Source organism: Bacillus sp. 01N45, from assembly GCF_056399205.1.
In genome coordinates this window covers 626,657-647,303 of record NZ_JBFTQW010000001.1, presented here as the reverse complement: position 1 = coordinate 647,303, position 20,647 = coordinate 626,657, and the positions used below count along the sequence as shown (strand labels likewise).

23 protein-coding genes are annotated in these 20,647 nt (G+C 36.8%); 22 read left to right on the top strand and 1 reads right to left on the bottom strand.

All coding sequences use genetic code 11. The features are described 5' to 3' along the window. Positions 1-47: 47 nt before the first annotated feature. From AC1DMU_RS03440 to AC1DMU_RS03390, 11 genes are all read left to right on the top strand, one after another. On the top strand, positions 48-314 hold the full coding sequence (locus AC1DMU_RS03440) for an IreB family regulatory phosphoprotein (RefSeq protein ID WP_000348590.1): 267 nt from the start codon (positions 48-50) through the stop codon (positions 312-314). A 3-nt stretch (positions 315-317) separates the two neighbouring features. Continuing rightward, on the top strand, positions 318-731 hold the full coding sequence (gene ruvX, locus AC1DMU_RS03435) for a Holliday junction resolvase RuvX (protein WP_001221204.1): 414 nt from the start codon (positions 318-320) through the stop codon (positions 729-731). Positions 732-743: 12 nt separating this feature from the next. Beyond that, positions 744-1,022 carry a DUF1292 domain-containing protein gene (locus AC1DMU_RS03430; RefSeq protein WP_000392245.1) on the top strand — a complete coding sequence of 93 codons (279 nt, stop codon included), beginning with the start codon at positions 744-746 and terminating at the stop codon, positions 1,020-1,022. 220 nt (positions 1,023-1,242) lie between these two features. Further along, positions 1,243-2,313 carry an endolytic transglycosylase MltG gene (gene mltG, locus AC1DMU_RS03425; protein ID WP_087985288.1) on the top strand — a complete coding sequence of 357 codons (1,071 nt, stop codon included), beginning with the start codon at positions 1,243-1,245 and terminating at the stop codon, positions 2,311-2,313. A 202-nt stretch (positions 2,314-2,515) separates the two neighbouring features. Next, entirely contained in the window at positions 2,516-3,157 is a 642-nt protein-coding gene (locus tag AC1DMU_RS03420; protein WP_046956307.1) for an O-methyltransferase, read from the top strand. 7 nt (positions 3,158-3,164) lie between these two features. After that, complete coding sequence (locus AC1DMU_RS03415) at positions 3,165-4,094, top strand: peptidase U32 family protein (RefSeq protein WP_000742789.1); 930 nt, start codon at positions 3,165-3,167, stop codon at positions 4,092-4,094. 18 nt (positions 4,095-4,112) lie between these two features. Continuing rightward, entirely contained in the window at positions 4,113-5,393 is a 1,281-nt protein-coding gene (locus AC1DMU_RS03410; RefSeq protein ID WP_000217969.1) for a peptidase U32 family protein, read from the top strand. An 18-nt stretch (positions 5,394-5,411) separates the two neighbouring features. After that, positions 5,412-6,050, top strand: coding sequence for a uridine kinase (gene udk / locus AC1DMU_RS03405; protein ID WP_000537082.1), 639 nt, complete (start codon positions 5,412-5,414; stop codon positions 6,048-6,050). Positions 6,051-6,329: 279 nt separating this feature from the next. Next, positions 6,330-6,806, top strand: coding sequence for a transcription elongation factor GreA (greA, locus tag AC1DMU_RS03400; protein WP_000179964.1), 477 nt, complete (start codon positions 6,330-6,332; stop codon positions 6,804-6,806). 92 nt (positions 6,807-6,898) lie between these two features. Then, the gene (locus tag AC1DMU_RS03395) at positions 6,899-8,653 is read left to right on the top strand and encodes a peptidoglycan D,D-transpeptidase FtsI family protein (RefSeq protein WP_088064456.1); all 1,755 of its coding nucleotides are present in this window, start codon (positions 6,899-6,901) and stop codon (positions 8,651-8,653) included. A gap of 116 nt (positions 8,654-8,769) precedes the next feature. Then, entirely contained in the window at positions 8,770-9,417 is a 648-nt protein-coding gene (locus tag AC1DMU_RS03390) for a YrrS family protein (protein WP_476941468.1), read from the top strand. Positions 9,418-9,451: 34 nt separating this feature from the next. On the opposite strand, the gene AC1DMU_RS03385 is transcribed toward AC1DMU_RS03390, so the two are convergent. Beyond that, entirely contained in the window at positions 9,452-9,667 is a 216-nt protein-coding gene (locus AC1DMU_RS03385; RefSeq protein WP_000010984.1) for a YrzA family protein, read from the bottom strand. A 136-nt stretch (positions 9,668-9,803) separates the two neighbouring features. On the opposite strand from AC1DMU_RS03385, the gene AC1DMU_RS03380 reads away from it, so the two are divergent. From AC1DMU_RS03380 to AC1DMU_RS03330, 11 genes are all read left to right on the top strand, one after another. Further along, complete coding sequence (locus AC1DMU_RS03380) at positions 9,804-10,442, top strand: class I SAM-dependent DNA methyltransferase (protein ID WP_088064455.1); 639 nt, start codon at positions 9,804-9,806, stop codon at positions 10,440-10,442. Positions 10,443-10,456: 14 nt separating this feature from the next. Next, on the top strand, positions 10,457-11,152 hold the full coding sequence (gene mtnN / locus AC1DMU_RS03375; protein ID WP_048531328.1) for a 5'-methylthioadenosine/S-adenosylhomocysteine nucleosidase: 696 nt from the start codon (positions 10,457-10,459) through the stop codon (positions 11,150-11,152). An 82-nt stretch (positions 11,153-11,234) separates the two neighbouring features. Continuing rightward, positions 11,235-12,158 (top strand): O-acetylserine dependent cystathionine beta-synthase, encoded by a 924-nt coding sequence (locus tag AC1DMU_RS03370; protein ID WP_088064454.1) that lies wholly within the window; start codon positions 11,235-11,237, stop codon positions 12,156-12,158. 3 nt (positions 12,159-12,161) lie between these two features. Next, the gene (locus tag AC1DMU_RS03365) at positions 12,162-13,295 is read left to right on the top strand and encodes a bifunctional cystathionine gamma-lyase/homocysteine desulfhydrase (RefSeq protein ID WP_046956311.1); all 1,134 of its coding nucleotides are present in this window, start codon (positions 12,162-12,164) and stop codon (positions 13,293-13,295) included. Positions 13,296-13,554: 259 nt separating this feature from the next. After that, the gene (adhE, locus tag AC1DMU_RS03360; protein WP_088064453.1) at positions 13,555-16,158 is read left to right on the top strand and encodes a bifunctional acetaldehyde-CoA/alcohol dehydrogenase; all 2,604 of its coding nucleotides are present in this window, start codon (positions 13,555-13,557) and stop codon (positions 16,156-16,158) included. Between the two features lie 126 nt (positions 16,159-16,284). Beyond that, a complete protein-coding gene (locus AC1DMU_RS03355) occupies positions 16,285-16,512 on the top strand; it encodes a YrhC family protein (RefSeq protein ID WP_048541451.1) in 228 nt (75 codons plus the stop codon). Positions 16,513-16,667: 155 nt separating this feature from the next. Beyond that, a complete protein-coding gene (locus AC1DMU_RS03350) occupies positions 16,668-17,615 on the top strand; it encodes an ABC transporter substrate-binding protein (RefSeq protein WP_048541454.1) in 948 nt (315 codons plus the stop codon). Positions 17,616-17,620: 5 nt separating this feature from the next. Next, positions 17,621-18,649 (top strand): FecCD family ABC transporter permease, encoded by a 1,029-nt coding sequence (locus AC1DMU_RS03345; protein WP_137034970.1) that lies wholly within the window; start codon positions 17,621-17,623, stop codon positions 18,647-18,649. Continuing rightward, positions 18,636-19,454 (top strand): ABC transporter ATP-binding protein, encoded by an 819-nt coding sequence (locus AC1DMU_RS03340; RefSeq protein ID WP_088064451.1) that lies wholly within the window; start codon positions 18,636-18,638, stop codon positions 19,452-19,454. The genes AC1DMU_RS03345 and AC1DMU_RS03340 overlap by 14 nt, the downstream gene beginning before the upstream one ends. After that, entirely contained in the window at positions 19,421-19,816 is a 396-nt protein-coding gene (locus tag AC1DMU_RS03335; RefSeq protein ID WP_088064450.1) for an ankyrin repeat domain-containing protein, read from the top strand. Before AC1DMU_RS03340 ends, AC1DMU_RS03335 begins: the two co-directional genes overlap by 34 nt. 237 nt (positions 19,817-20,053) lie before the next feature. Further along, positions 20,054-20,632, top strand: a complete 579-nt coding sequence (locus tag AC1DMU_RS03330; protein WP_223270625.1) for a GNAT family N-acetyltransferase — start codon at positions 20,054-20,056, stop codon at positions 20,630-20,632. Positions 20,633-20,647 lie beyond the last annotated feature (15 nt).

Sequence of the window (20,647 nt, the reverse complement as noted above, 5' to 3'; positions counted from 1 at the left end):
GGAGAAGTTCTTCTCCCTATACTTACTATATAAGTGAGGTGCTTGAAATGGACGGTTTTGATAAAACAATGAAGTTTAGCATTCAAGATGAAAAACAGAGTGTCCATGTAAATGATGTACTTTTAACTGTGTATGATGCACTTCAAGAAAAAGGCTATAATCCGATTAACCAAATCGTCGGTTATTTATTAAGTGGAGACCCAGCATACATACCTCGCCATAAAGATGCACGAAGCATCATTCGCAAGCTTGAACGTGATGAGTTAATTGAAGAGCTTGTGAAGTCGTACTTGAAACATCATCGTGAGGAGTAGTTTATGCGGATATTAGGTTTAGATGTAGGTACAAAAACAGTCGGAGTTGCAATGAGCGACGAAATGGGCTGGACAGCGCAAGGGCTGGAAACAATCAGGATTAACGAAGAACGAGGCCACTTTGGTTTTGACCGTATTTCTGAGTTAGTAAAGCAGTACAATGTGGACAAAATAGTAGTAGGTTTACCTAAAAATATGAATGGTACAATTGGCCCACGTGGTGAAGCGTGCCAGCAATTTGCAGAAAACCTGCGAAATCTGTTACAATTAGAAGTTGTAATGTGGGACGAGCGTTTGTCAACGATGGCAGCGGAACGTCTGCTCATTTCAGCTGATGTGAGTCGTAAGAAGCGAAAACAGGTAATCGATAAGATGGCTGCAGTCGTAATCTTACAAGGATTTTTAGATAGTAAATAAGAGGTGACCAAAATGGAAGAAAATCAAATTACAATTGTAGACGAAAAAGGTAACGAACATTTATGTGAAATTATTTTCACTTTTGATGCTGAAAAATTTGGCAAAAAATCATACGTAGTCTTCTCTCCAATCGGTGAAGTAGACGAAGATGGAGACCCAATTTATGATGCAATGGCTTATGAGCAAAATGAAGAAGAGGGCGGAAGTTTACTTCCAATCGAATCTGAAGAAGAGTGGGAAATGGTACAAGAAATGTTCAACACTCTAGCTGATGAGCAAGAAGCTGAATAATAAGTACTGAAAAGGTGGACGACATATAGTCCACCTTTTTTTATATGTAAAATGAAAGATTTTTTGTCGAAACCGTGTAATCCTTTGTAGTATAATGAGACGGATTGTAGAAAAATAAAATGTCTATCTAAAAAAAGATAAATAAATTTATTGTGTTTTTATATCGTGTTGTATAGAAAGATATACATACGGTCTACAATTTAATTAAGGAGGAAGAGTGTTGATAGAGAATCAAGTGAAAAAAAAGCGTAGACGTCTTTTTTTATTTTCGATTATTGCACTGCTTTTAGTTTGTGGTTCAGTCTATGCGTATATTTCATCCGCATTAGGACCAGTTGATAGCGGGAATAAAAAAGAGATTGAAGTAGAAATTCCAAAAGGATCATCTACTAGTAAAATTGGTGAGATTTTAGAAGAAAAAGGTGCTGTGAAAAACGGTACAGTTTTTAGTTTTTATACAAAGGCTAAATCTAAAAATTTACAAGCGGGTACATATTTATTAAATCCTTCAATGAGTGCCTCAGATGTTATTGAACAAATGTCATCTGGTAATGTACATCGTCCAGCTCTTTATAAAGTGACGATAAAAGAAGGTGCACAAGTAACTGAAATTGCAGAAACGGTTGCAAACGAATTAAAGTGGAATAAAGATGATGTCGTACGTCAATTAAACGATAAAGCATTTATTCAAAAAATGCAGCAAAAGTATCCGAAGTTGTTAACGGATAAAATCTTTGATAGCAATATTAAATATCCATTAGAAGGTTATTTATATCCTGCGACGTACTCTTTCTATAAAAAAGATACGACGTTAGAAGAAATTGTAATTCCAATGCTTGAGAAAACGAATGCAATCATTGTTCAAAACGAGGCAAAAATGAAAGCGAAAAACTGGGATGTTCATCAGCTTTTAACATTGTCTTCACTTATTGAAGAAGAGGCAACAGGCTTTACAGATCGTCAAAAAATCTCTAGTGTCTTTTATAATCGTTTGGAAAAAGGTATGCCCCTGCAAACTGATCCAACGGTATTATATGCACTTGGAAAGCATAAACAACGTGTATTATACGAAGATTTAAAGGTAAACTCACCGTACAATACGTATGTTGTGAAAGGATTGCCGGTTGGTCCGATTGCAAACTCTGGTAAACATTCAGTGGAAGCGGCGTTAGAGCCTGCACAAACAGATTATTATTATTTCTTAGCTGCACCAACTGGTGAAGTGTACTATGCGAAAACATTGGAAGAGCATAATGCATTAAAGCAAAAATATATTACGAAAAAACAGTGAAATGGGGAGGGATAGCGAAAAATGTCGCACATCCCTCTTTTTTGTGGTAAAATATATCGGGTTAAAAACTGGCAGAAGAATCGTTTTTAATATCAAAACGGGACGTACAAGCTAAGGATGAAGCTGGCTTGTATTTTTATTGCATTCTATGTGTGAAAAGACGTCATAGAGGCACTTCTCCATGTAAATAAGGAGGACCATTATGGAGGATGCAGTTAACGAGTACCTATTATCATTTATTGATCCGAAAGATAAATTAATTCTTGAAATGGAAGATTATGCGAAAGAAAATCATGTGCCGATTATGGATCGACTTGGAATGGAATTTATGTTGCAATTTTTACGTTTAATTGGACCAAAAAGCATTTTAGAGCTTGGTACAGCAATTGGTTATTCTAGTATTCGTATGATGCAAGCTATTCCAAATTCTCGCATTGTGACAGTTGAACGCAATCGTGAGCGATATGAAAAAGCACTTGAATATATAGAACGTTCATCAGTTAAAGAGCGTATTTCTGTTATTTACGGTGATGCGTTAGAAACAGGTGAGCAAGTAGAAGAACATGGAACGTTTGACGTTATTTTTATTGATGCAGCAAAAGGACAATATCGTCGCTTTTTTGACTTATATGAACCGTTATTAAACCCTGGTGGGGTAATTATTTCAGATAATGTTATGTACCATGGTCTTGTAACGACAAAAGAGAAAATTGAAAACAGACGTACACGTGGTTTAATCCGTCGTATTAAGACGTACAATGAATGGCTTATGAACCATGAAGGATATGATACAACGATTTTCCCAATTGGTGATGGAGTAGCTGTTAGTAAAAAGAGAGGGTGACCAAGGTATGAAGAAACCTGAATTGTTAGTAACGCCAAAAGCAGTAGTGGATATCGAACCTCTTGCGAAAGCAGGAGCAGATGCGGTAATGATCGGTGAGCAAAAGTTCGGTTTACGTTTAGCAGGGGAATTTTCACGTGAAGATGTGAAACAAGCTGTGAAGATTGCGCATGAAAATGGTGTGAAAGTATACGTAGCAATGAACGCTATGTTCCACAATGATAAAGTAGACGAATTAACAGATTATGTTGCATTTTTAAACGAAGTAAGTGTAGATGCAATTGTTTTCGGAGACCCAGCAGTATTAATGGCGGTCCGAGAAGTAGCGCCAAATATGCAATTGCACTGGAATACAGAAACAACAGCAACAAACTGGTTTACTTGTAACTACTGGGGACAAAGAGGAGCAAAACGCGCTGTATTAGCTCGTGAGCTTAGCTTAGATGAAATTGTTGAATTAAAAGAAAATGCTGAAGTGGAACTTGAAGTACAAATTCACGGTATGACTTGTATGTTCCAATCGAAGCGTTCCTTAGTAGGAAACTACTTTGAGTATCAAGGACGTAATCTTGACATTGAAAAGAAAAAATATGAAGAGAATATGTTCTTATATGACCCAGAGCGTAACAATAAATATCCAATTTATGAAGATGAAAATGGTACTCACATTATGAGTCCAAACGATATTTGTTTCATCGATGAGTTAGAAGAACTAATTGACGCTGAAGTCGCTAGCTTAAAAGTTGATGGTGTACTAAAAAGCTCTGCATACATTATTGAGGTAACGAAGAAATATCGTAAAGCAATTGATTTATGTGTAGAAGATCGTGATGCGTATTATGACGTGAAAGACGATTTATATAAAGAGATAGAAGAAATGCAACCAGTAAATCGTCCGTTAGATACAGGATTCTTCTTTAAAGAGACGGTTTACTAAACGAGGAGGGTGTAGGAAATGACTGTACAAGAAATTTCACGAGTAATCGATGGCAAACGCGTTATTGTGAAGAAACCTGAACTGTTAATCCCTGCGGGTAACTTAGAAAAATTAAAAGTAGCTATCCATTATGGGGCAGATGCTGTATATTTAGGTGGACAAGAATTTGGTCTTCGTTCGAATGCAGGTAACTTTACACTGGAAGAAATGGCAGAAGGTGTTGAATTTGCAAAGAAATATGGAGCAAAAATATATGTAACAACAAATATCTTTGCACATAATGAAAATATGGACGGGCTAGAGGAATATTTAAAAGGGATTGAAAAAGCTGGCGTAACGGGAATTATCGTTGCTGATCCGCTTATTATTGAGACTTGTAAACGTGTAGCGCCTTCTGTTGAAGTGCATTTAAGTACACAACAATCACTATCCAACTGGAAAGCAGCACAGTATTGGAAAGAAGAAGGTTTACATCGTCTTGTATTAGCTCGTGAAGCAAGCTATGAAGAAATGAAAGAAATTAAAGAAAAAGTGGATATTGAAATTGAAGCGTTCGTCCATGGTGCAATGTGTATCGCATATTCAGGCAGATGTACGTTAAGTAACCATATGACAGCACGTGACTCTAACCGTGGTGGTTGTTGTCAATCTTGCCGTTGGGACTATGATTTAGTTCAAACAGTATCACAACATAAAGATGCAAAAGAGCTTCCTCTATTCCAAGAAGAAGATGCTCACTTTGCAATGAGTCCAAAAGACTTAAATTTAATTTTATCAATTCCCAAAATGATTGAAATTGGAATTGATAGCTTAAAAGTTGAAGGACGTATGAAATCAATCCATTACGTAGCAACTGTAGCAACGGTATACCGTAAAGTAATTGATGCGTATTGTGCGGATCCGGATAATTTTGAGTTTAAACAAGAATGGTTAGATGAGCTTGATAAATGTGCAAATCGTGATACAGCTCCCGCATTCTTTGAAGGGGTTCCAGGACATCAAGAGCAAATGTTTGGAAATCATAGTAAGAAAACAACGTATGATTTCGCTGGTTTAGTGTTAGATTATAATGAAGAAACAGGCATCGTAACGATTGAGCAACGTAATCATTTCAAACCAGGACATGAAGTGGAGTTCTTTGGGCCAGAAATAGAAAACTTTACGCAGACGGTGGAGAAAATTTGGGATGAGGATGGAAACGAATTAGATGCAGCGAGACATCCGCTGCAAATCGTGAAATTCAAAGTGGATCAACCAGTGTATGTGAATAATATGATGCGCAAAAGCATACTTCAATAAGAAAGAGTTGATAGTCGAATGGGGACGAATAAGCCTGTTGTAATTGGAATTGCTGGTGGTTCGGGATCAGGTAAAACGAGTGTAACGAAAGCGATTTTTGACCATTTTAAAGGTCATTCTATTTTAATCTTAGAGCAAGATTATTATTACAAAGATCAAAGCCATTTACCAATGGAAGAGCGTTTAAAAACAAATTATGATCATCCGCTTGCGTTTGATAATGATCTGTTAATTGAACATTTGCAGCAGTTACTTGCATATGAGCAAATTGATAAGCCTGTATATGACTATACATTGCATACGCGTTCAGAAGAAGTTATTCCAGTTGAGCCGAAAGATGTAATCATTTTAGAAGGAATTCTTATTTTAGAAGACCCACGTCTTTGTGAGTTAATGGACATTAAGCTATTCGTTGATACAGATGCAGATCTTCGTATTTTACGCCGCATGCAGCGTGATATTAAGGAACGCGGCCGTACGATGGATTCAGTTATTGATCAATACGTAAGTGTTGTACGTCCAATGCACAATCAATTTATTGAGCCTTCTAAGAAATTTGCGGATATTATTATCCCTGAAGGTGGACAAAACCATGTTGCAATTGATATTATGGTGACAAAAATTGCAACAATTCTTGAACAAAAAGTAAATTTGTAATAGCATAGTAAAAGATATACGATAGGAAGGGATTTTTTCCCTTCCTATCGAATACAATGAAACATGCAACCTCATCTATATATAGGTGAGGGCATATTTATATCAACTTTCCATACATATCTTCTTTATATAAAGAGGAATTGGGAATACGGGGTTGTATGTGACAACTCCGCTAGTACAGGCGTGCTAGAAACCTCCGCTATACATATAAGTGGGGGAGTTTTCATATGGAACTCCTCTTTTTTTTCGGGGGATTGGTATATAAAAGGAGTGGAAAATATGGCAACAGAAAAAACATACCCTATGACGCAAGAGGGTAAGCAAAAGCTAGAGAACGAACTTGAAGATTTAAAAACGGTAAAACGTAAAGAGGTTGTAGAGCGAATTAAGATTGCACGTAGCTTCGGAGATCTTTCTGAGAACTCTGAGTATGATGCAGCGAAAGATGAGCAAGCGTTCGTAGAAGGACGTATTACACAATTAGAAAACATGATTCGTAACGCAGTTATCATCACAGATAACGGCGAAGAGTCTACAGTTGTTACATTAGGTAAAACAGTAACATTTAAAGAGTTACCAGGTGGAGATGAAGAATCTTACACAATCGTAGGTAGCGCAGAAGCAGATCCATTTGAAGGAAGAATTTCTAACGATTCTCCAATTGCAAAAAGCTTATTAGGTAAGCAAATTGGTGAGAAGGTAGCAATCCAAACTCCAGGTGGAGAAATGCAAGTAGAGATTATCTCTGTAAAATAATAAAAAATCACTCGTGTAAAAGCGAGTGATTTTTTTATTTGTATAAAAGATGAAACACTCCGTCCAAACTATAATAGACGAGGTGTTTTTTTATGAAAATAAAACGGAGAATTACAATTGTTTTAATTTTTTTTATATGTATCATGTTTATTTTACTTTGTCGTTTAATTCAAATACAAATTATAGATACAGAATCATTTACAGATCGTAAGATAAATTTAATTGAAAAAAGTGTTACACAACGGACGCAGTCCATTACGGTAGATGATGGACGAGGCCATTTTATAGATCGGAACGGTAAGGGAATAGGTGAGAAAAAGTATCCTGTTTTAATTGTTTTTCCATTTCTACAAATAAAAAATGACATGTTAGAGAAAATTGCGCATATCATTGGTGTGTCGAGACAAGAGATTGAAAGTCAAATGAAAGACAAGAAAAGTGCATTTATCATGCAAAGGGGAAATGGTCCATTTCGCTTGGCACGAGAGCAGATGGAGAAGGTAAATCAATTAAATGTATTAGGTATTGTAGCAGCTGAAGTTCGTTTACGGCAAACTGGCAGGGTGAATCATTTAATTGGCGATGTGGGGGAGAATGAACGAGAATTTCAAAAACGATACGGAGAAGTAAGAAAAATTTCAAGGCAAACGCCAATTGGTATTTCAGGATTGCAGCAATCATTTGATGAATTTCTTTTGACCGATGGAGAGGCAAAAGTATTGTATCAAGTGGACCGACAAGGGGAACCGATTTTTGGAAAACAAGCGAAATATACTGCGCCTGGAAATCCGTTTTATCCAGTGACGATTCAAACAACTTTACATAACAGGTTACAGCAAAAAGCAGAAGAAGTGGTTGAAGCAAGCGAAATAAAGAAGGGGGGATTAGTATTACTTGATGTAAAGACAAATGAAATTTTAGCGATGGTCAGTAAACCATCTGTGCAGGTGAAGGATGAGCGTTTATATACAACTACACTTGAAAATCAAATGTTGACACCACATTTTCCCGGTTCTGTTTTTAAAACAATAGTTGCAGCGGCAGTGATTGATCAAAATGAAAATGTGTTTAATCGTACATTTAATTGTAATCAAGATTTATATGGTGAAGACCACCCACAAGTTATGATGGGTACACTTAGTTTTAAAGAGAGCTTTGCTAGAAGCTGTAACAGGACATTTTCAGAGTTAGGTAATGAGCTAATACAAAAGGATAAGATGGTGTTAGAAACTTACGTAGCAGCGTTAGGAGCCGCTAGTAAGGTTGGATGGAAAGGTTCTGTATTTCATACAACTCATTTTGAGCAAATGCCAGAGGAGAAGAGGGTTACGATTTGGGGTAGTGAAGGAAATAAGAATAGTAAAAAGGCGGTAGCGCAAACAGCAATTGGACAAAAAGATGTACGTATGTCACCTCTAGCGATTGCAAATATGATGGCGACGATTGCTAGAGGTGGAGAAAAGATGGAAGTGAAAGCTGTGGAAAAAATAATGTATAAAAATGGAACGGACTTCTATACATTTGAAGACCATACATTAGGTGGAAAACAGCTTTCCTATGAAACGGTGAAAACATTACAAGAGTTATTAAGGGGTGTTGTAACAACGGAGAAAGGAACAGGAGCAGCATTCAGGTCATTACCACTAAGTGTTGCCGGAAAATCTGGGACAGCGCAAACAGGAAAAGGGATGAAAGTGAATCGTTGGTTTGCGGGTTATTTTCCATATGAAAATCCAAGATATGCTTTAGTTGTCGTGGATATAGAAACGAATAGCAATGTAAATAAAGTTACACCTATTTTCAAAGCTATCGTAGAATCAATCTATCGATTAGAGAATGAAAAGTAATCTTGCAATTCATAGTGAAATGTTTTCATTTCGTGAAAATATTATTGTAAATGTTCAACCTTTCTAGATTTAATGTTACAATAGCAAGTATGAAAAACTGCATGGAGGTTTGAAGAATGGCAGGAGGATCTAGATTCCAACAGAAACAACAAAAACGTCGTCAAAACGGTGTTTTAAATATTGCAATTGCAATTGTATTAATATTAGTAGCTATTGTATCATATCAATTGTTTGTTCCTGAAAGAAAAGAACAAGCGTCTTCTAGTGATAAAAAAGTAGCTCAGCAAACAACAAAAGAGAATAAGTCTGAGAAAGCTAAAGGCAAAGAAGAGACGAAGAAGAACGAGCAAGATAAGGCAGAGGCTAAGAATAAGGAAGAAGAGAAGCAAAAGGCTGAAGAAGAACAGAAAAAAGCTGAAGAAGAAGCGAAAGCTAACGAGAAAGTACCAGCTGAAAAAACACAGCCAAAGGCAACTGACGCTTATACGAAGTCTTCTTGGAAGCCAGTAGGTACAGAGCAAGGTGCAACACCTGCGATGACGTTTAAAAAAGGTACAGCAGATTGGAATGAGATGAACCAAGCAATTTCAGCTGCAATTGACGTTCCAGTAGAGCAATTAGTTATTCATCGAATCGGAAATAACGGTAAAAATAAAGCTTACGGTAACATACAAGATAAACAATCAGGTAAAAAATATTATGTAAATATTGATTGGGTAGAGAATGAGGGCTGGAAACCAGTACTTGTTCAAACTCTAAACTAAAAAAGAGAGGCTCCTTAGGAGCTTCTCTTTTTTGTTAACGCAATTTTTTTAATTTAAAATGAACAACCGCGCTATAATACGGTCTTTTGCTTTCAGGATCCATAACCATTTGATGTGAGATGTGATGAACTTCAAGCATAAGTGCTTTATTATTATCAATTTGTTCACTAATTTTTCGTTCTAAAGAAGCTAAGTCTCCCGCTTCAAAAAATTCTACTTTATCTTCTAACATTTCAAAGGTAAATGACATGAAGACGGCCCCTCTCCTGTTTAATCAACTATAGTGTAACAAAGAAAAGAAGGAAATACCATGTACATTTCAATTGACATTTTTAGAAAGAGGGCATATTATACTGATAAAACCGATAAGAAAAAGGGGGATTTTTATGGGTACAGAATTTAATGGTTTATTTGATGAGTGGGCTCATACGTACGACTCATTTGTACAAGGCGAAGATATACAATATAAAGAAGTTTTCGCCCATTATGAGGACATTCTAGAGGATGTAGTTAACAAGTCATTTGGTAATGTATTAGAATTTGGTGTTGGTACTGGCAATTTAACAAATAAATTATTGTTTGCTGGACGCACAGTTTACGGTATAGAACCGTCACGTGAAATGCGCATGATTGCAAAAGAGAAATTGCCAAAAGAATTGTCCATTACAGAAGGTGATTTTCTTTCGTTTGAAGTCCCAAATTCAATTGATACCATAGTAAGCACCTACGCATTTCATCATTTAACAGATGATGAAAAAAATGTAGCGATTGCGAAGTATAGTCAATTGCTAAACAAAGGTGGTAAAATAGTGTTTGCTGATACGATATTTGCAGATCAAGATGCATATGATAAAACTGTTGAAACAGCAAAACAAAGAGGTTTCCATCAGTTAGCAAACGATTTGCAAACGGAATACTATACACGTATTCCAGTCATGCAGTCTATTTTTGAAAACAATGGCTTCCATGTAACGTTTACGAGATCAAATCATTTCGTTTGGGTAATGGAGGCAACTAAGCAATAGAAAGAGGGATTAGATTGAGAATTGCTGTAATTGGAGCAATGGAAGAAGAAGTACGTATTTTACGTGACAAATTAGAACAAGCAGAAACAGAAACGGTTGCGGGTTGTGAATTTACGAAAGGACAATTAGCAGGACACGAAGTAATCTTGTTAAAGTCTGGTATTGGTAAAGTAAATGCAGCGATGTCAACGACAATTTTATTAGAAAGATATAAGCCTGAAAAAGTAATTAATACTGGTTCAGCTGGTGGCTTCCATCATTCTCTAAACGTTGGAGATGTAGTTATTTCAACAGAAGTTCGTCATCATGACGTAGATGTAACAGCATTTAACTATGAGTATGGTCAAGTACCAGGAATGCCGCCTGGATTCAAGGCTGATGAAGCATTAGTTACATTAGCTGAGAAATGTATGCAGGCAGAAGAAAATATTCAAGTTGTAAAAGGTATGATTGCAACAGGTGATTCATTTATGAGTGATCCGAACCGCGTTGCAGCAATTCGTGATAAATTTGAAGACCTTTATGCAGTAGAAATGGAAGCAGCAGCTGTTGCACAAGTATGCCACCAATATGAAGTTCCGTTTGTTATTATTCGTGCGCTTTCTGATATTGCAGGTAAAGAATCAAATGTTTCATTTGATCAATTTTTAGATCAAGCAGCTCTTCATTCTACAAACTTTATCGTAAAAGTACTAGAAGAGTTAAAGTAATGTAACAAAAAGGCAACTGTCTCATATAAAGAAAATACATACAGTTGCCTTTTCTTTATTGGCAAATAAGGGGGAGAACACGATGAATGTATATCGTGGAGTTCATGAGTTGATTGGTCATACACCAATTGTAGAAATTACTCGTTTTTCACTTCCAGAAGGGGTCCGTTTATTTGCAAAGCTTGAATTTTATAACCCAGGTGGAAGCGTTAAGGACCGTTTAGGAAGAGAATTAATCGAAGATGCGCTAGAAAAAGGGCTTGTTACCCAGGGTGGAACAATTATTGAACCAACTGCTGGAAATACTGGTATTGGACTGGCACTTGCAGCGTTACAACATGATTTACGCGTTATTGTTTGTGTACCAGAGAAATTTAGTATTGAAAAACAAGAATTAATGAAAGCACTAGGCGCAATGGTCGTGCATACACCGACTGAGCAAGGAATGACCGGCGCAATTGCAAAAGCAAAAGAATTAGTAAATGAAATACCGAATTCATACTCTCCAAGTCAGTTTGCGAATGAAGCAAACCCGCGTGCTTATTTCAAAACACTAGGTCCTGAACTGTGGGATGCACTGAACGGAGAGATTAACACATTTGTTGCAGGAGCAGGAACTGGTGGTACATTCATGGGAACTGCATCTTATTTGAAAGAAAAAAATATAGATATAAAAACGGTTATTGTCGAACCAGAAGGATCTATTTTAAATGGTGGTAAAGCTGGTTCGCATGAAACAGAAGGGATTGGCCTTGAATTTATCCCGCCATTTTTGAAAACATCTTATTTTGATGAAATTCATACAATTTCTGATCGAAATGCATTTTTACGAGTGAAGGAATTAGCGCAAAAAGAAGGACTGCTCGTTGGGAGCTCTTCCGGAGCAGCATTTCATGCAAGTTTACTTGAAGCAGAGAAAGCGGCGCCAGGTACAAATATTGTAACGATTTTTCCTGATAGTAGTGAGCGTTATTTAAGTAAAGACATATACAAAGGATGGGAATAAAAAATGAGAGCAAAGACAAAGTTAATTCATGGTATTCGCATAGGAGAACCTTCAACTGGATCTGTAAATGTACCGATTTATCAAACAAGTACGTACAAACAAGAAGCAGTTGGTAAGCATCAAGGATATGAATATTCACGTACAGGCAACCCAACACGTGCAGCTTTAGAAGAAATGATTGCAGTATTAGAAAACGGTCATGCTGGTTTTGCATTTGGTTCAGGAATGGCTGCTATTACAGCTACAATTATGTTGTTCTCAAAAGGTGACCACGTTATTTTAACAGATGATGTGTATGGTGGAACGTACCGCGTTATCACGAAAGTATTAAATCGCTTCGGCATTGAGCATACATTTGTAGATACAACAAACCTAGAGGAAGTTGTAGAAGCGATTCGTCCAAATACGAAAGCGATTTATGTGGAAACACCAACGAACCCATTACTGAAAATTACTGATATTAAGAAAATATCTACTCTTGCTAAAGAGAAAGATTTATTAACAATTATCGATAACACATTCATGACGCCATATTGGCAGTCGCCGATTACTTTAGGAGCAGACATTGTACTTCATAGTGCAACGAAATATTTAGGAGGTCATAGTGACGTAGTTGCAGGCCTAGTAGTTGTAAATAGCCCGCAATTAGCAGAAGACCTTCACTTTGTACAAAACTCAACAGGAGGCATTCTTGGCCCACAAGATAGCTTCTTACTACTTCGTGGTTTAAAAACATTAGGAATTCGAATGGAAGAGCATGAAACGAATTCACGTGCAATTGCTGAGTTTTTAAATAACCATCCAAAAGTAAATAAAGTATATTACCCAGGTCTTGCATCACATCAAAACCATGAACTAGCGACAGAACAAGCAAATGGATTTGGTGCTATTATCTCATTTGATGTAGATAGTGAAGAAACATTAAATAAAGTACTAGAGAACTTACAATACTTTACACTTGCTGAAAGTTTAGGGGCAGTAGAAAGTTTAATTTCTATCCCATCTCAAATGACACATGCATCAATCCCAGCAGATCGTCGTAAAGAGCTAGGAATTACAGATACATTAATTCGTATTTCTGTCGGTATTGAAGACGGTGAAGATTTAATTGAAGATCTAGCACAAGCGTTAGCATAGTAAAAATGCACTGCTCATATAGGCAGTGCATTTTTATTACATCTTTTTGTGAAAAACTTCACAAAATAGACATACACAAATGAAATCATTTCATGTATATTAAGTTCATGAAGTGTTACTCACGAACAAACTTGTGAAATATTTCACAAACAATGAGGTTCATGTAGGAAAGCAACTCTATTTTTTTTGCGCTAATCGGGACTCATTATGACCTATAGGGTCTTATTTAGTCCATGATAGCAGAATAGGAGGAATTTACATGGTAGTCAAAGAGAAAGTTGTAAATGAAATGCAGGAAGTAAAAGAGATGATTGATACGTTAGTGAATAACGGTCGAAAGGCTTTACAAGCATTAGAAAGTTTTACACAAGAGCAAATTGACAACATTGTTCATGAAATGGCATTAGCAGGTGTTGATCAACATATGCCGCTTGCGAAGTTGGCTGTTGAAGAAACAGGTCGTGGTGTATATGAAGATAAATGTATTAAAAATATTTTTGCTACTGAATATATTTGGCATAGCATAAAAAAAGATAAAACAGTAGGGATTATTCACGAAGATCCTCATGAAGAAATAATAGAAATTGCGGAACCTGTCGGTGTAGTAGCTGGGGTAACGCCAGTAACGAATCCAACGTCGACAACAATGTTTAAAGCATTAATCGCGATGAAAACGAGAAATCCAATTATTTTCGCATTTCATCCTTCAGCACAAAACTGTTCCATTGCAGCGGCGAAAACAGTATATGATGCAGCGGTGAAGGCCGGGGCACCAAAACATTGTATTCAGTGGATTGAAAGACCTTCTGTCGAAGCAACGAAACAATTAATGAACCATGAAGGTGTTGCGCTTGTTTTGGCAACTGGAGGAGCAGGTATGGTGAAATCAGCTTATTCTACTGGAAAACCAGCGCTAGGTGTAGGTCCTGGTAATGTACCATGCTATATAGAGAAATCAGCGCATATAAAACGAGCTGTTAATGATTTAATTTTATCAAAAACATTTGATAACGGTATGATTTGTGCATCAGAACAAGCAATCATTGTAGACAAGGAAATTTATGATGATGTGAAAAAAGAAATGATTGCAAACAATTGTTACTTTGTAACAGAAGAAGAGAGAAGAAAATTAGAAAAGCTTGTTATTAATGAAAATACATGTGCAGTAAATAGTGATATTGTAGGGAAATCAGCACAGTACATTGCCGCATTAGTTGGAATTACTGTGCCTGAAAATACAAAAATGCTTGTAGCTGAAATACAAGGTATCGGAGGAGCATATCCACTATCTCGTGAGAAACTGAGTCCAGTATTAGCTTGTGTAAAAGCAAATTCACTAGAAGAGGGACTTACATATTGCGAAGACATGTTAGACCTTGGTGGTTTAGGACATTCAGCAGTCATTCATTCTACAAATAAAGAAGTACAAAAACAATTTGGATTACGTATGAAAGCTTGCCGTCTTATTGTAAACGCTCCTTCATCACAAGGTGGAATCGGTGATATATATAATGGATTTATTCCATCACTTACGCTCGGTTGCGGCTCGTATGGGAAAAACTCAGTTTCTCAAAACGTAACAGCGACGCATTTATTAAATATAAAAAGGTTGGCAAATAGAAAAAAGAATATGCAGTGGTTCAAATTACCACCAAAAATTTATTTTGAAAAACATGCGACAGCATATTTAGCAAATATGCCTAACATTTCACGTGCATTTATTGTAACGGATCCAGGAATGGTTGAGCACGGATATGTAGATACGGTTACGCATTATTTACGTAAACATGCAAATGATGTAAAAGTCGAAGTTTTCTTTGAGGTCGAGCCAGATCCATCAGATGAAACTGTGTTTAAAGGTGCGGAAATGATGAGAAGTTTTAAGCCAGATGTAATTATCGCACTTGGTGGTGGTTCAGCTATGGATGCAGCGAAAGGGATGTGGCTTTTCTATGAGCAACCAGAAACAACATTCTATGGAATTAAACAGAAGTTTTTAGATATAAGAAAACGTACATGTAAATATCCGGAATTAGGAAGTAAGGCGCAGTTTGTTGCCATTCCAACAACATCAGGAACAGGATCAGAAGTAACACCATTTGCGGTTATTACAGATAAGAAAAATAATATAAAGTATCCGCTCGCGGATTATGAATTAACACCAGATGTAGCAATTGTTGATCCACAGTTTGTAATGACAGTACCACCACATGTAACAGCAGACACTGGTATGGACGTATTAACGCATGCAATCGAGGCGTATGTGTCTGTTCTAGCAAATGACTATACAGATGGATTAGCATTAAAGGCCATTGATCTCGTATTTAAATATTTACCAAGAGCATTTAAAGATGGAAATGACGAAGAAGCACGAGAAAAAATGCATAATGCTTCTGCAATCGCAGGGATGGCATTTGCAAATGCTTTCTTAGGTATTAATCACAGCTTAGCACATAAAATTGGACCGGAATTTCATATTCCGCATGGGCGTGCGAATGCAATTCTTATGCCGCACGTAGTTCGCTATAATGCTATTAAGCCAAGAAAACACGCATTGTTCCCAAAATATGAGCACTTTGTGGCTGATGAACGCTATGCACATATTGCGAGAATGCTCGGGCTTCCAGCAGGCTCGACAGCAGAAGGTGTGGAATCCCTCGTCCAAGCAATTATTGAGCTTGGAAAAAGCTTAAATATAAATATGAGTATTGCAGGACAAGGAGTTGCTAAAGACCAATTTGAAGAGGTTGTTGGATTATTAGCAGAAAGAGCTTTTGAAGATCAATGTACAACAGCTAATCCGAAATTACCTCTCATTTCAGAGTTGAAAGAAATTTATATGGAAGCATATAAAGGGGAGTAATGGGTATGAAAGAGTCGCAATAAAGCGGCTCTTTTTCATTTGGAAAACATCTCCCAGAATGGCTGTATTTACTGGTCTTTAAGTTTAATGGAATATGATACAGTGAAATAGAGGAGTGAGAATATAATGAAAGAATTACAAGGGAAAATAGAAGATTATACTCGGTTCGGACAAATCCTTCTCGCTGTAAGTACATTGTTAATGGTTGGCTTATTGATTCCGAATGGAGCAAAAGAAGCAATACAATCTTTTGTTATGATGGGGAGTACCGTTATATTTTTAAGTTTATCATTCTTTTTCTTTCAGCGTGTGAAAGTGATGCGAGAACAGTTAGAGGGAAACGAATGTGAGTAATATTATGAAATAGAGCACTACGAAAAGAACGAATCTTTTTGTAGTGCTTTTTGTTTTTGTAAAAAATGTATGCGGTTTATATTGACAATGATAATCTTTATCAATTAAAGTAGAATAGTAGTTAATGATTATCATTATCATTTAGAGGTGAAAGAATGAAAAAATCTATTACGCTATTCACAGCGATTTTATCTATTTTTTTCTTGTTAATAGGTTGCAATGCAAAGGGAGACGAAAAAGCATCTGCAACAAAAACAGAAAAAGGAAAAGAGAAAATCGAAGTTACCGACCTATCAGGAAGAAAGGTAACATTCGATAAAGTGCCAGAGAGTTTTGCAACATTAAGTATGGGGGACATGAATATTATTCATGCTTTAGGCGGAAAAATAGTAGGTCGTCCGGATGCAAAAATAACTCTTCCAGAGGATGTAAAGAAAGTACAAGTAATCGGGAATGCACATCAACCGAATTTTGAGCAAATCGCTAGTTTAAAACCGGATGTACTTATTGCTAACAATGGGTTTCAAAAGAATGTTCCAACGGTTGAAGGACAAGGAACGAAAGTAATGATTTCTTCTGCGAATTCTGTACAAGATATTCAAAAGAATATTGAACTATATGGAACGATAATGAAGAAAGAAGATAAAGCAAAAGAACTTAATCAAAAAATTAATGATCAAATGAAGACATATGAGAAAAAGAGTGATGTGAAAGCACTGTTAGTATACGGAGCACCAGGTACTTATTTAGCAGCATTACCAACATCTTTATCAGGTAATATTTTAGAAAAAACAGGCGGAAAAAATATTGCAGCTGATTTTCCGGAAATGAAGGAATATCCGCAATATGCGCAGCTAAGTGTAGAACGTATTATTGAGGCAAATCCAGATGTGATTTATTTAATTACACATGGAGATCCAAATAGCGTTAAAAAAGCATTTGAAGGCGAAATGATGAAAAATGAAGCGTGGAAAAATTTAGATGCAGTAAAACAAAATCGTGTAGTTATTTTGCCACCAGACTTATTTGGATCAAATCCTGGAACAAAAGTTACAGAAGCAATGGACTTTATGTATAAAAGTATACAAGATGTAAGGAAATGATACGTATGGAAAGTAGTGAAGTAGTAAGGGAAAAGGAACATCCTTTTGCGAAAAAAAGATGGATAATAGCAGTTACTTTAGTTGTATTAACGATTCTAGGTCTTTTTTACGGTCTTTTCGCAGGAAGCCTATCCTTTTCTTTACGAGAAATTCTAACAGGGATACAAGATGAAGGTTCGACGGTTCATCGAATTGTATGGGACCTTCGTATACCGAGAGTGCTCGTTGGATTTATAGTAGGAACATGTTTAGCAGCATCTGGTGCACTGCTGCAAGGGGTTATGAGAAATCCTCTTGCAGACCCTGGTATTATCGGGGTTTCATCTGGAGCAGGCCTTGTAGCAATTGTAATTATGATTTTATTCCCTCAGCATATGGCATTTTTACCGCTCGGGGCGTTTATAGGAGCTTTCATAACGGCGATGGTCATTTATGCTTTATCGTGGCAAAAAGGGGCACCGCCTTCAAGGATTGTCTTAGTAGGTGTATCAATCAATGCATTAATTGGTGCAGCGACGTCAGCGTTAATGTTATTACATAGTGACAAAGTACAATCGGTGTTACCTTGGTTAGCAGGTGGCATTGGTGGTGTAAGTTGGGCACATTTAAACATGATTATTTATTATGCAATATTCGCTATTATATTAGCCTTCTTTGGTATAAAACATATTCGAGTATTAATGCTTGGAGATGAAATGGCGAAATTATTAGGTCATAACGTGGAGAGAAGCCGGTTTTATTTAATAGTAGTAAGTACGTTACTAGCTGGAATTGCAGTTAGTGTTTCTGGTCTTATTGGATTTGTCGGTCTTGTCGTACCACATATGTTACGTTTATTAGTTGGAAATGACTATAAATATTTACTGCCATTATCATGTCTTGGCGGAGGGATATTACTTGTTTTCGCGGATGCGATAGCTCGAAGTTGGTTCGATCCAATTGAATTGCCTGTTGGTATTCTATTATCCTTCTTAGGCGGTCCATTCTTCTTATATTTAATTCATAGAGGAGGGAAACAGAGTGATTTCCGTTAACAAAGTGTTTTATGCACATTCTGAAAGGTTTCAAATGCAAAATATGAATGTACATATTAAAGCTGGAGAGGTCGTTAGTTTAATTGGGCCAAATGGATCGGGGAAATCTACTTTGCTTCGTTTAATGGCAAGACTACTTAAACAAAGCGAAGGGGATATCATTTTAGATGGAAAAAGTATTCATACGATGAAAAGTGCCGATGTAGCGAAGCAATTAGCGATGTTACCACAAATGCATGATCATCAATTAGATTTAACAGTGAAAGAATTAATCGAATTTGGAAGAGGACCTCATAAATCATGGAGAGGTCGCTTAAATAAAGACGATGAAAAAATTGTTGATTGGGCATTGTCTGTTACAAATCTTGAAGGGTACGAATATCGCCTTTTGCAATCTTTATCAGGAGGAGAAAGACAACGTGCCTGGATTGCAATGACGCTAGCACAACGTACAAATGTCTTATTATTAGATGAGCCAACAACCTTTTTAGATATCGTTCATCAGTTGGAAGTAATGGAACTTGTGAAACGGTTAAACGAGGAGTTTGGCATGACAATTGTAATGGTTTTACATGATATTAACCAAGCGGCTCAATATAGTGATCGTTTACTCGTATTAAAGCGAGGGCAGCTTCAGTATGACGGTATACCAGAAGAAGTGTTATGTCATGAAATGTTTCAACGTGTGTTCGGTATAGAGGTAGATATTTTTCAAGGAAGTGACAAGCCATTTTTTACACCAAAACGAATTTCTAAAAAAGGAGGAGCAAGATGCGAACAGAAGAATGTATTACCACTGAGTTAGTAAGAGAATTTGTTATGGCAGCTCACGGAGATTTAGAAAAAGTACAAGAACTGTTGGCTGAATCGCCAAGCTTACTTCATGCCTCTTACAATTGGGGCGGATCAGATTGGGAAAGTGCGTTAGGAGCGGCGGCACATGTAGGTCGTAAAGATATTGCTCTCTATTTACTAGAAAAGGGTGCTCGAATGGACATTTTCGCGGCCGCGATGCTTGGAGAATTAGAAGTTGTACAAGCTATTTTAGTAGCACGACCAGAGGCATTGCGTGCATCGGGTCCACATGGTATTTCCCTTCTTCAACATGCACGAATGGGTGGAGAACAGGCACAGCGTGTATTTGAGTACTTAACGGTGATCTCTTAATGACCGCAAAGGTTCTTATGTGCGGTAAACTTTTCACTTTCATATAATTGAAAAGTTTACCGCCCGTTAGAACGGGATAAGTATCTAGTATATTTGAAAATCCTACACCCCCCTCAATTGTAGTTTTCTTTATGCTAGTTATGATATGGATGCAGTAGACAACATTTGTCTACTGTCTTTTTTAGATTCTTGAGGGATTGAATATTCTGTATTTTATTCTTGGTTCATTTATAATAGATAGTAACATTTAGTATACATACAAAACATGATCGTGTAGTTAAGTACAAATTCGTGGGAAGGAGTGCAGAGATGTTTCATACAGATCGTTTACAAATTCGCAAATATACAATGGATGATTTGCAGTTCTATGCTTCGCTATGGGGAAATGAGAAGGTGATGCGCTATATTGGAAATGGGACGTTAAAAACATATATGCAATGTAAAAAAAGTTTGGAGGAGTGGGTGATTCCTAGCTATAAAAACGGTCTTGGTTTATTTGTATTGATTGAAAAGGAAACGGGAATACGAATTGGTCATGCAGGGTTAGTAAAGCAGCAGATAGATGGAAAAGAAGAAATTGAAATTGGTTATTGGTTATTACCTCAGTATTGGGAAAAAGGGTATGCGAAAGAAGCAGCGGCAGCATTTCGAGACTATGGTTTCCAAGCGTTACGAATGAATAAATTAATTTCTCTTATTAATCCGGATCACCCCGCCTCAATCTTTGTTGCTAGAAAAACAGGGCTTAGTTATGAGAAAACAACTTCATTTCATGGGATGGACGTTCTTGTTTATTCCATTAAACGCGTTGGATGAAAAAAGGTAAATTGC

Excerpts from the sequence above, each read along its gene's own strand:
- AC1DMU_RS03440 (WP_000348590.1), top strand. The coding sequence starts at position 48 with ATGGACGGTTTTGATAAAACAATGAAGTTTAGCATTCAAGATGAAAAA.
- ruvX (WP_001221204.1), top strand. The coding sequence starts at position 318 with ATGCGGATATTAGGTTTAGATGTAGGTACAAAAACAGTCGGAGTTGCA.
- AC1DMU_RS03430 (WP_000392245.1), top strand. The coding sequence starts at position 744 with ATGGAAGAAAATCAAATTACAATTGTAGACGAAAAAGGTAACGAACAT.
- AC1DMU_RS03420 (WP_046956307.1), top strand. The coding sequence starts at position 2,516 with ATGGAGGATGCAGTTAACGAGTACCTATTATCATTTATTGATCCGAAA.
- AC1DMU_RS03415 (WP_000742789.1), top strand. The coding sequence starts at position 3,165 with ATGAAGAAACCTGAATTGTTAGTAACGCCAAAAGCAGTAGTGGATATC.
- AC1DMU_RS03410 (WP_000217969.1), top strand. The coding sequence starts at position 4,113 with ATGACTGTACAAGAAATTTCACGAGTAATCGATGGCAAACGCGTTATT.
- udk (WP_000537082.1), top strand. The coding sequence starts at position 5,412 with ATGGGGACGAATAAGCCTGTTGTAATTGGAATTGCTGGTGGTTCGGGA.
- greA (WP_000179964.1), top strand. The coding sequence starts at position 6,330 with ATGGCAACAGAAAAAACATACCCTATGACGCAAGAGGGTAAGCAAAAG.
- AC1DMU_RS03395 (WP_088064456.1), top strand. The coding sequence starts at position 6,899 with ATGAAAATAAAACGGAGAATTACAATTGTTTTAATTTTTTTTATATGT.
- AC1DMU_RS03390 (WP_476941468.1), top strand. The coding sequence starts at position 8,770 with ATGGCAGGAGGATCTAGATTCCAACAGAAACAACAAAAACGTCGTCAA.
- AC1DMU_RS03385 (WP_000010984.1), bottom strand. The coding sequence starts at position 9,667 with ATGTCATTTACCTTTGAAATGTTAGAAGATAAAGTAGAATTTTTTGAA.
- AC1DMU_RS03380 (WP_088064455.1), top strand. The coding sequence starts at position 9,804 with ATGGGTACAGAATTTAATGGTTTATTTGATGAGTGGGCTCATACGTAC.
- AC1DMU_RS03370 (WP_088064454.1), top strand. The coding sequence starts at position 11,235 with ATGAATGTATATCGTGGAGTTCATGAGTTGATTGGTCATACACCAATT.
- AC1DMU_RS03365 (WP_046956311.1), top strand. The coding sequence starts at position 12,162 with ATGAGAGCAAAGACAAAGTTAATTCATGGTATTCGCATAGGAGAACCT.
- adhE (WP_088064453.1), top strand. The coding sequence starts at position 13,555 with ATGGTAGTCAAAGAGAAAGTTGTAAATGAAATGCAGGAAGTAAAAGAG.
- AC1DMU_RS03355 (WP_048541451.1), top strand. The coding sequence starts at position 16,285 with ATGAAAGAATTACAAGGGAAAATAGAAGATTATACTCGGTTCGGACAA.
- AC1DMU_RS03350 (WP_048541454.1), top strand. The coding sequence starts at position 16,668 with ATGAAAAAATCTATTACGCTATTCACAGCGATTTTATCTATTTTTTTC.
- AC1DMU_RS03345 (WP_137034970.1), top strand. The coding sequence starts at position 17,621 with ATGGAAAGTAGTGAAGTAGTAAGGGAAAAGGAACATCCTTTTGCGAAA.
- AC1DMU_RS03335 (WP_088064450.1), top strand. The coding sequence starts at position 19,421 with ATGCGAACAGAAGAATGTATTACCACTGAGTTAGTAAGAGAATTTGTT.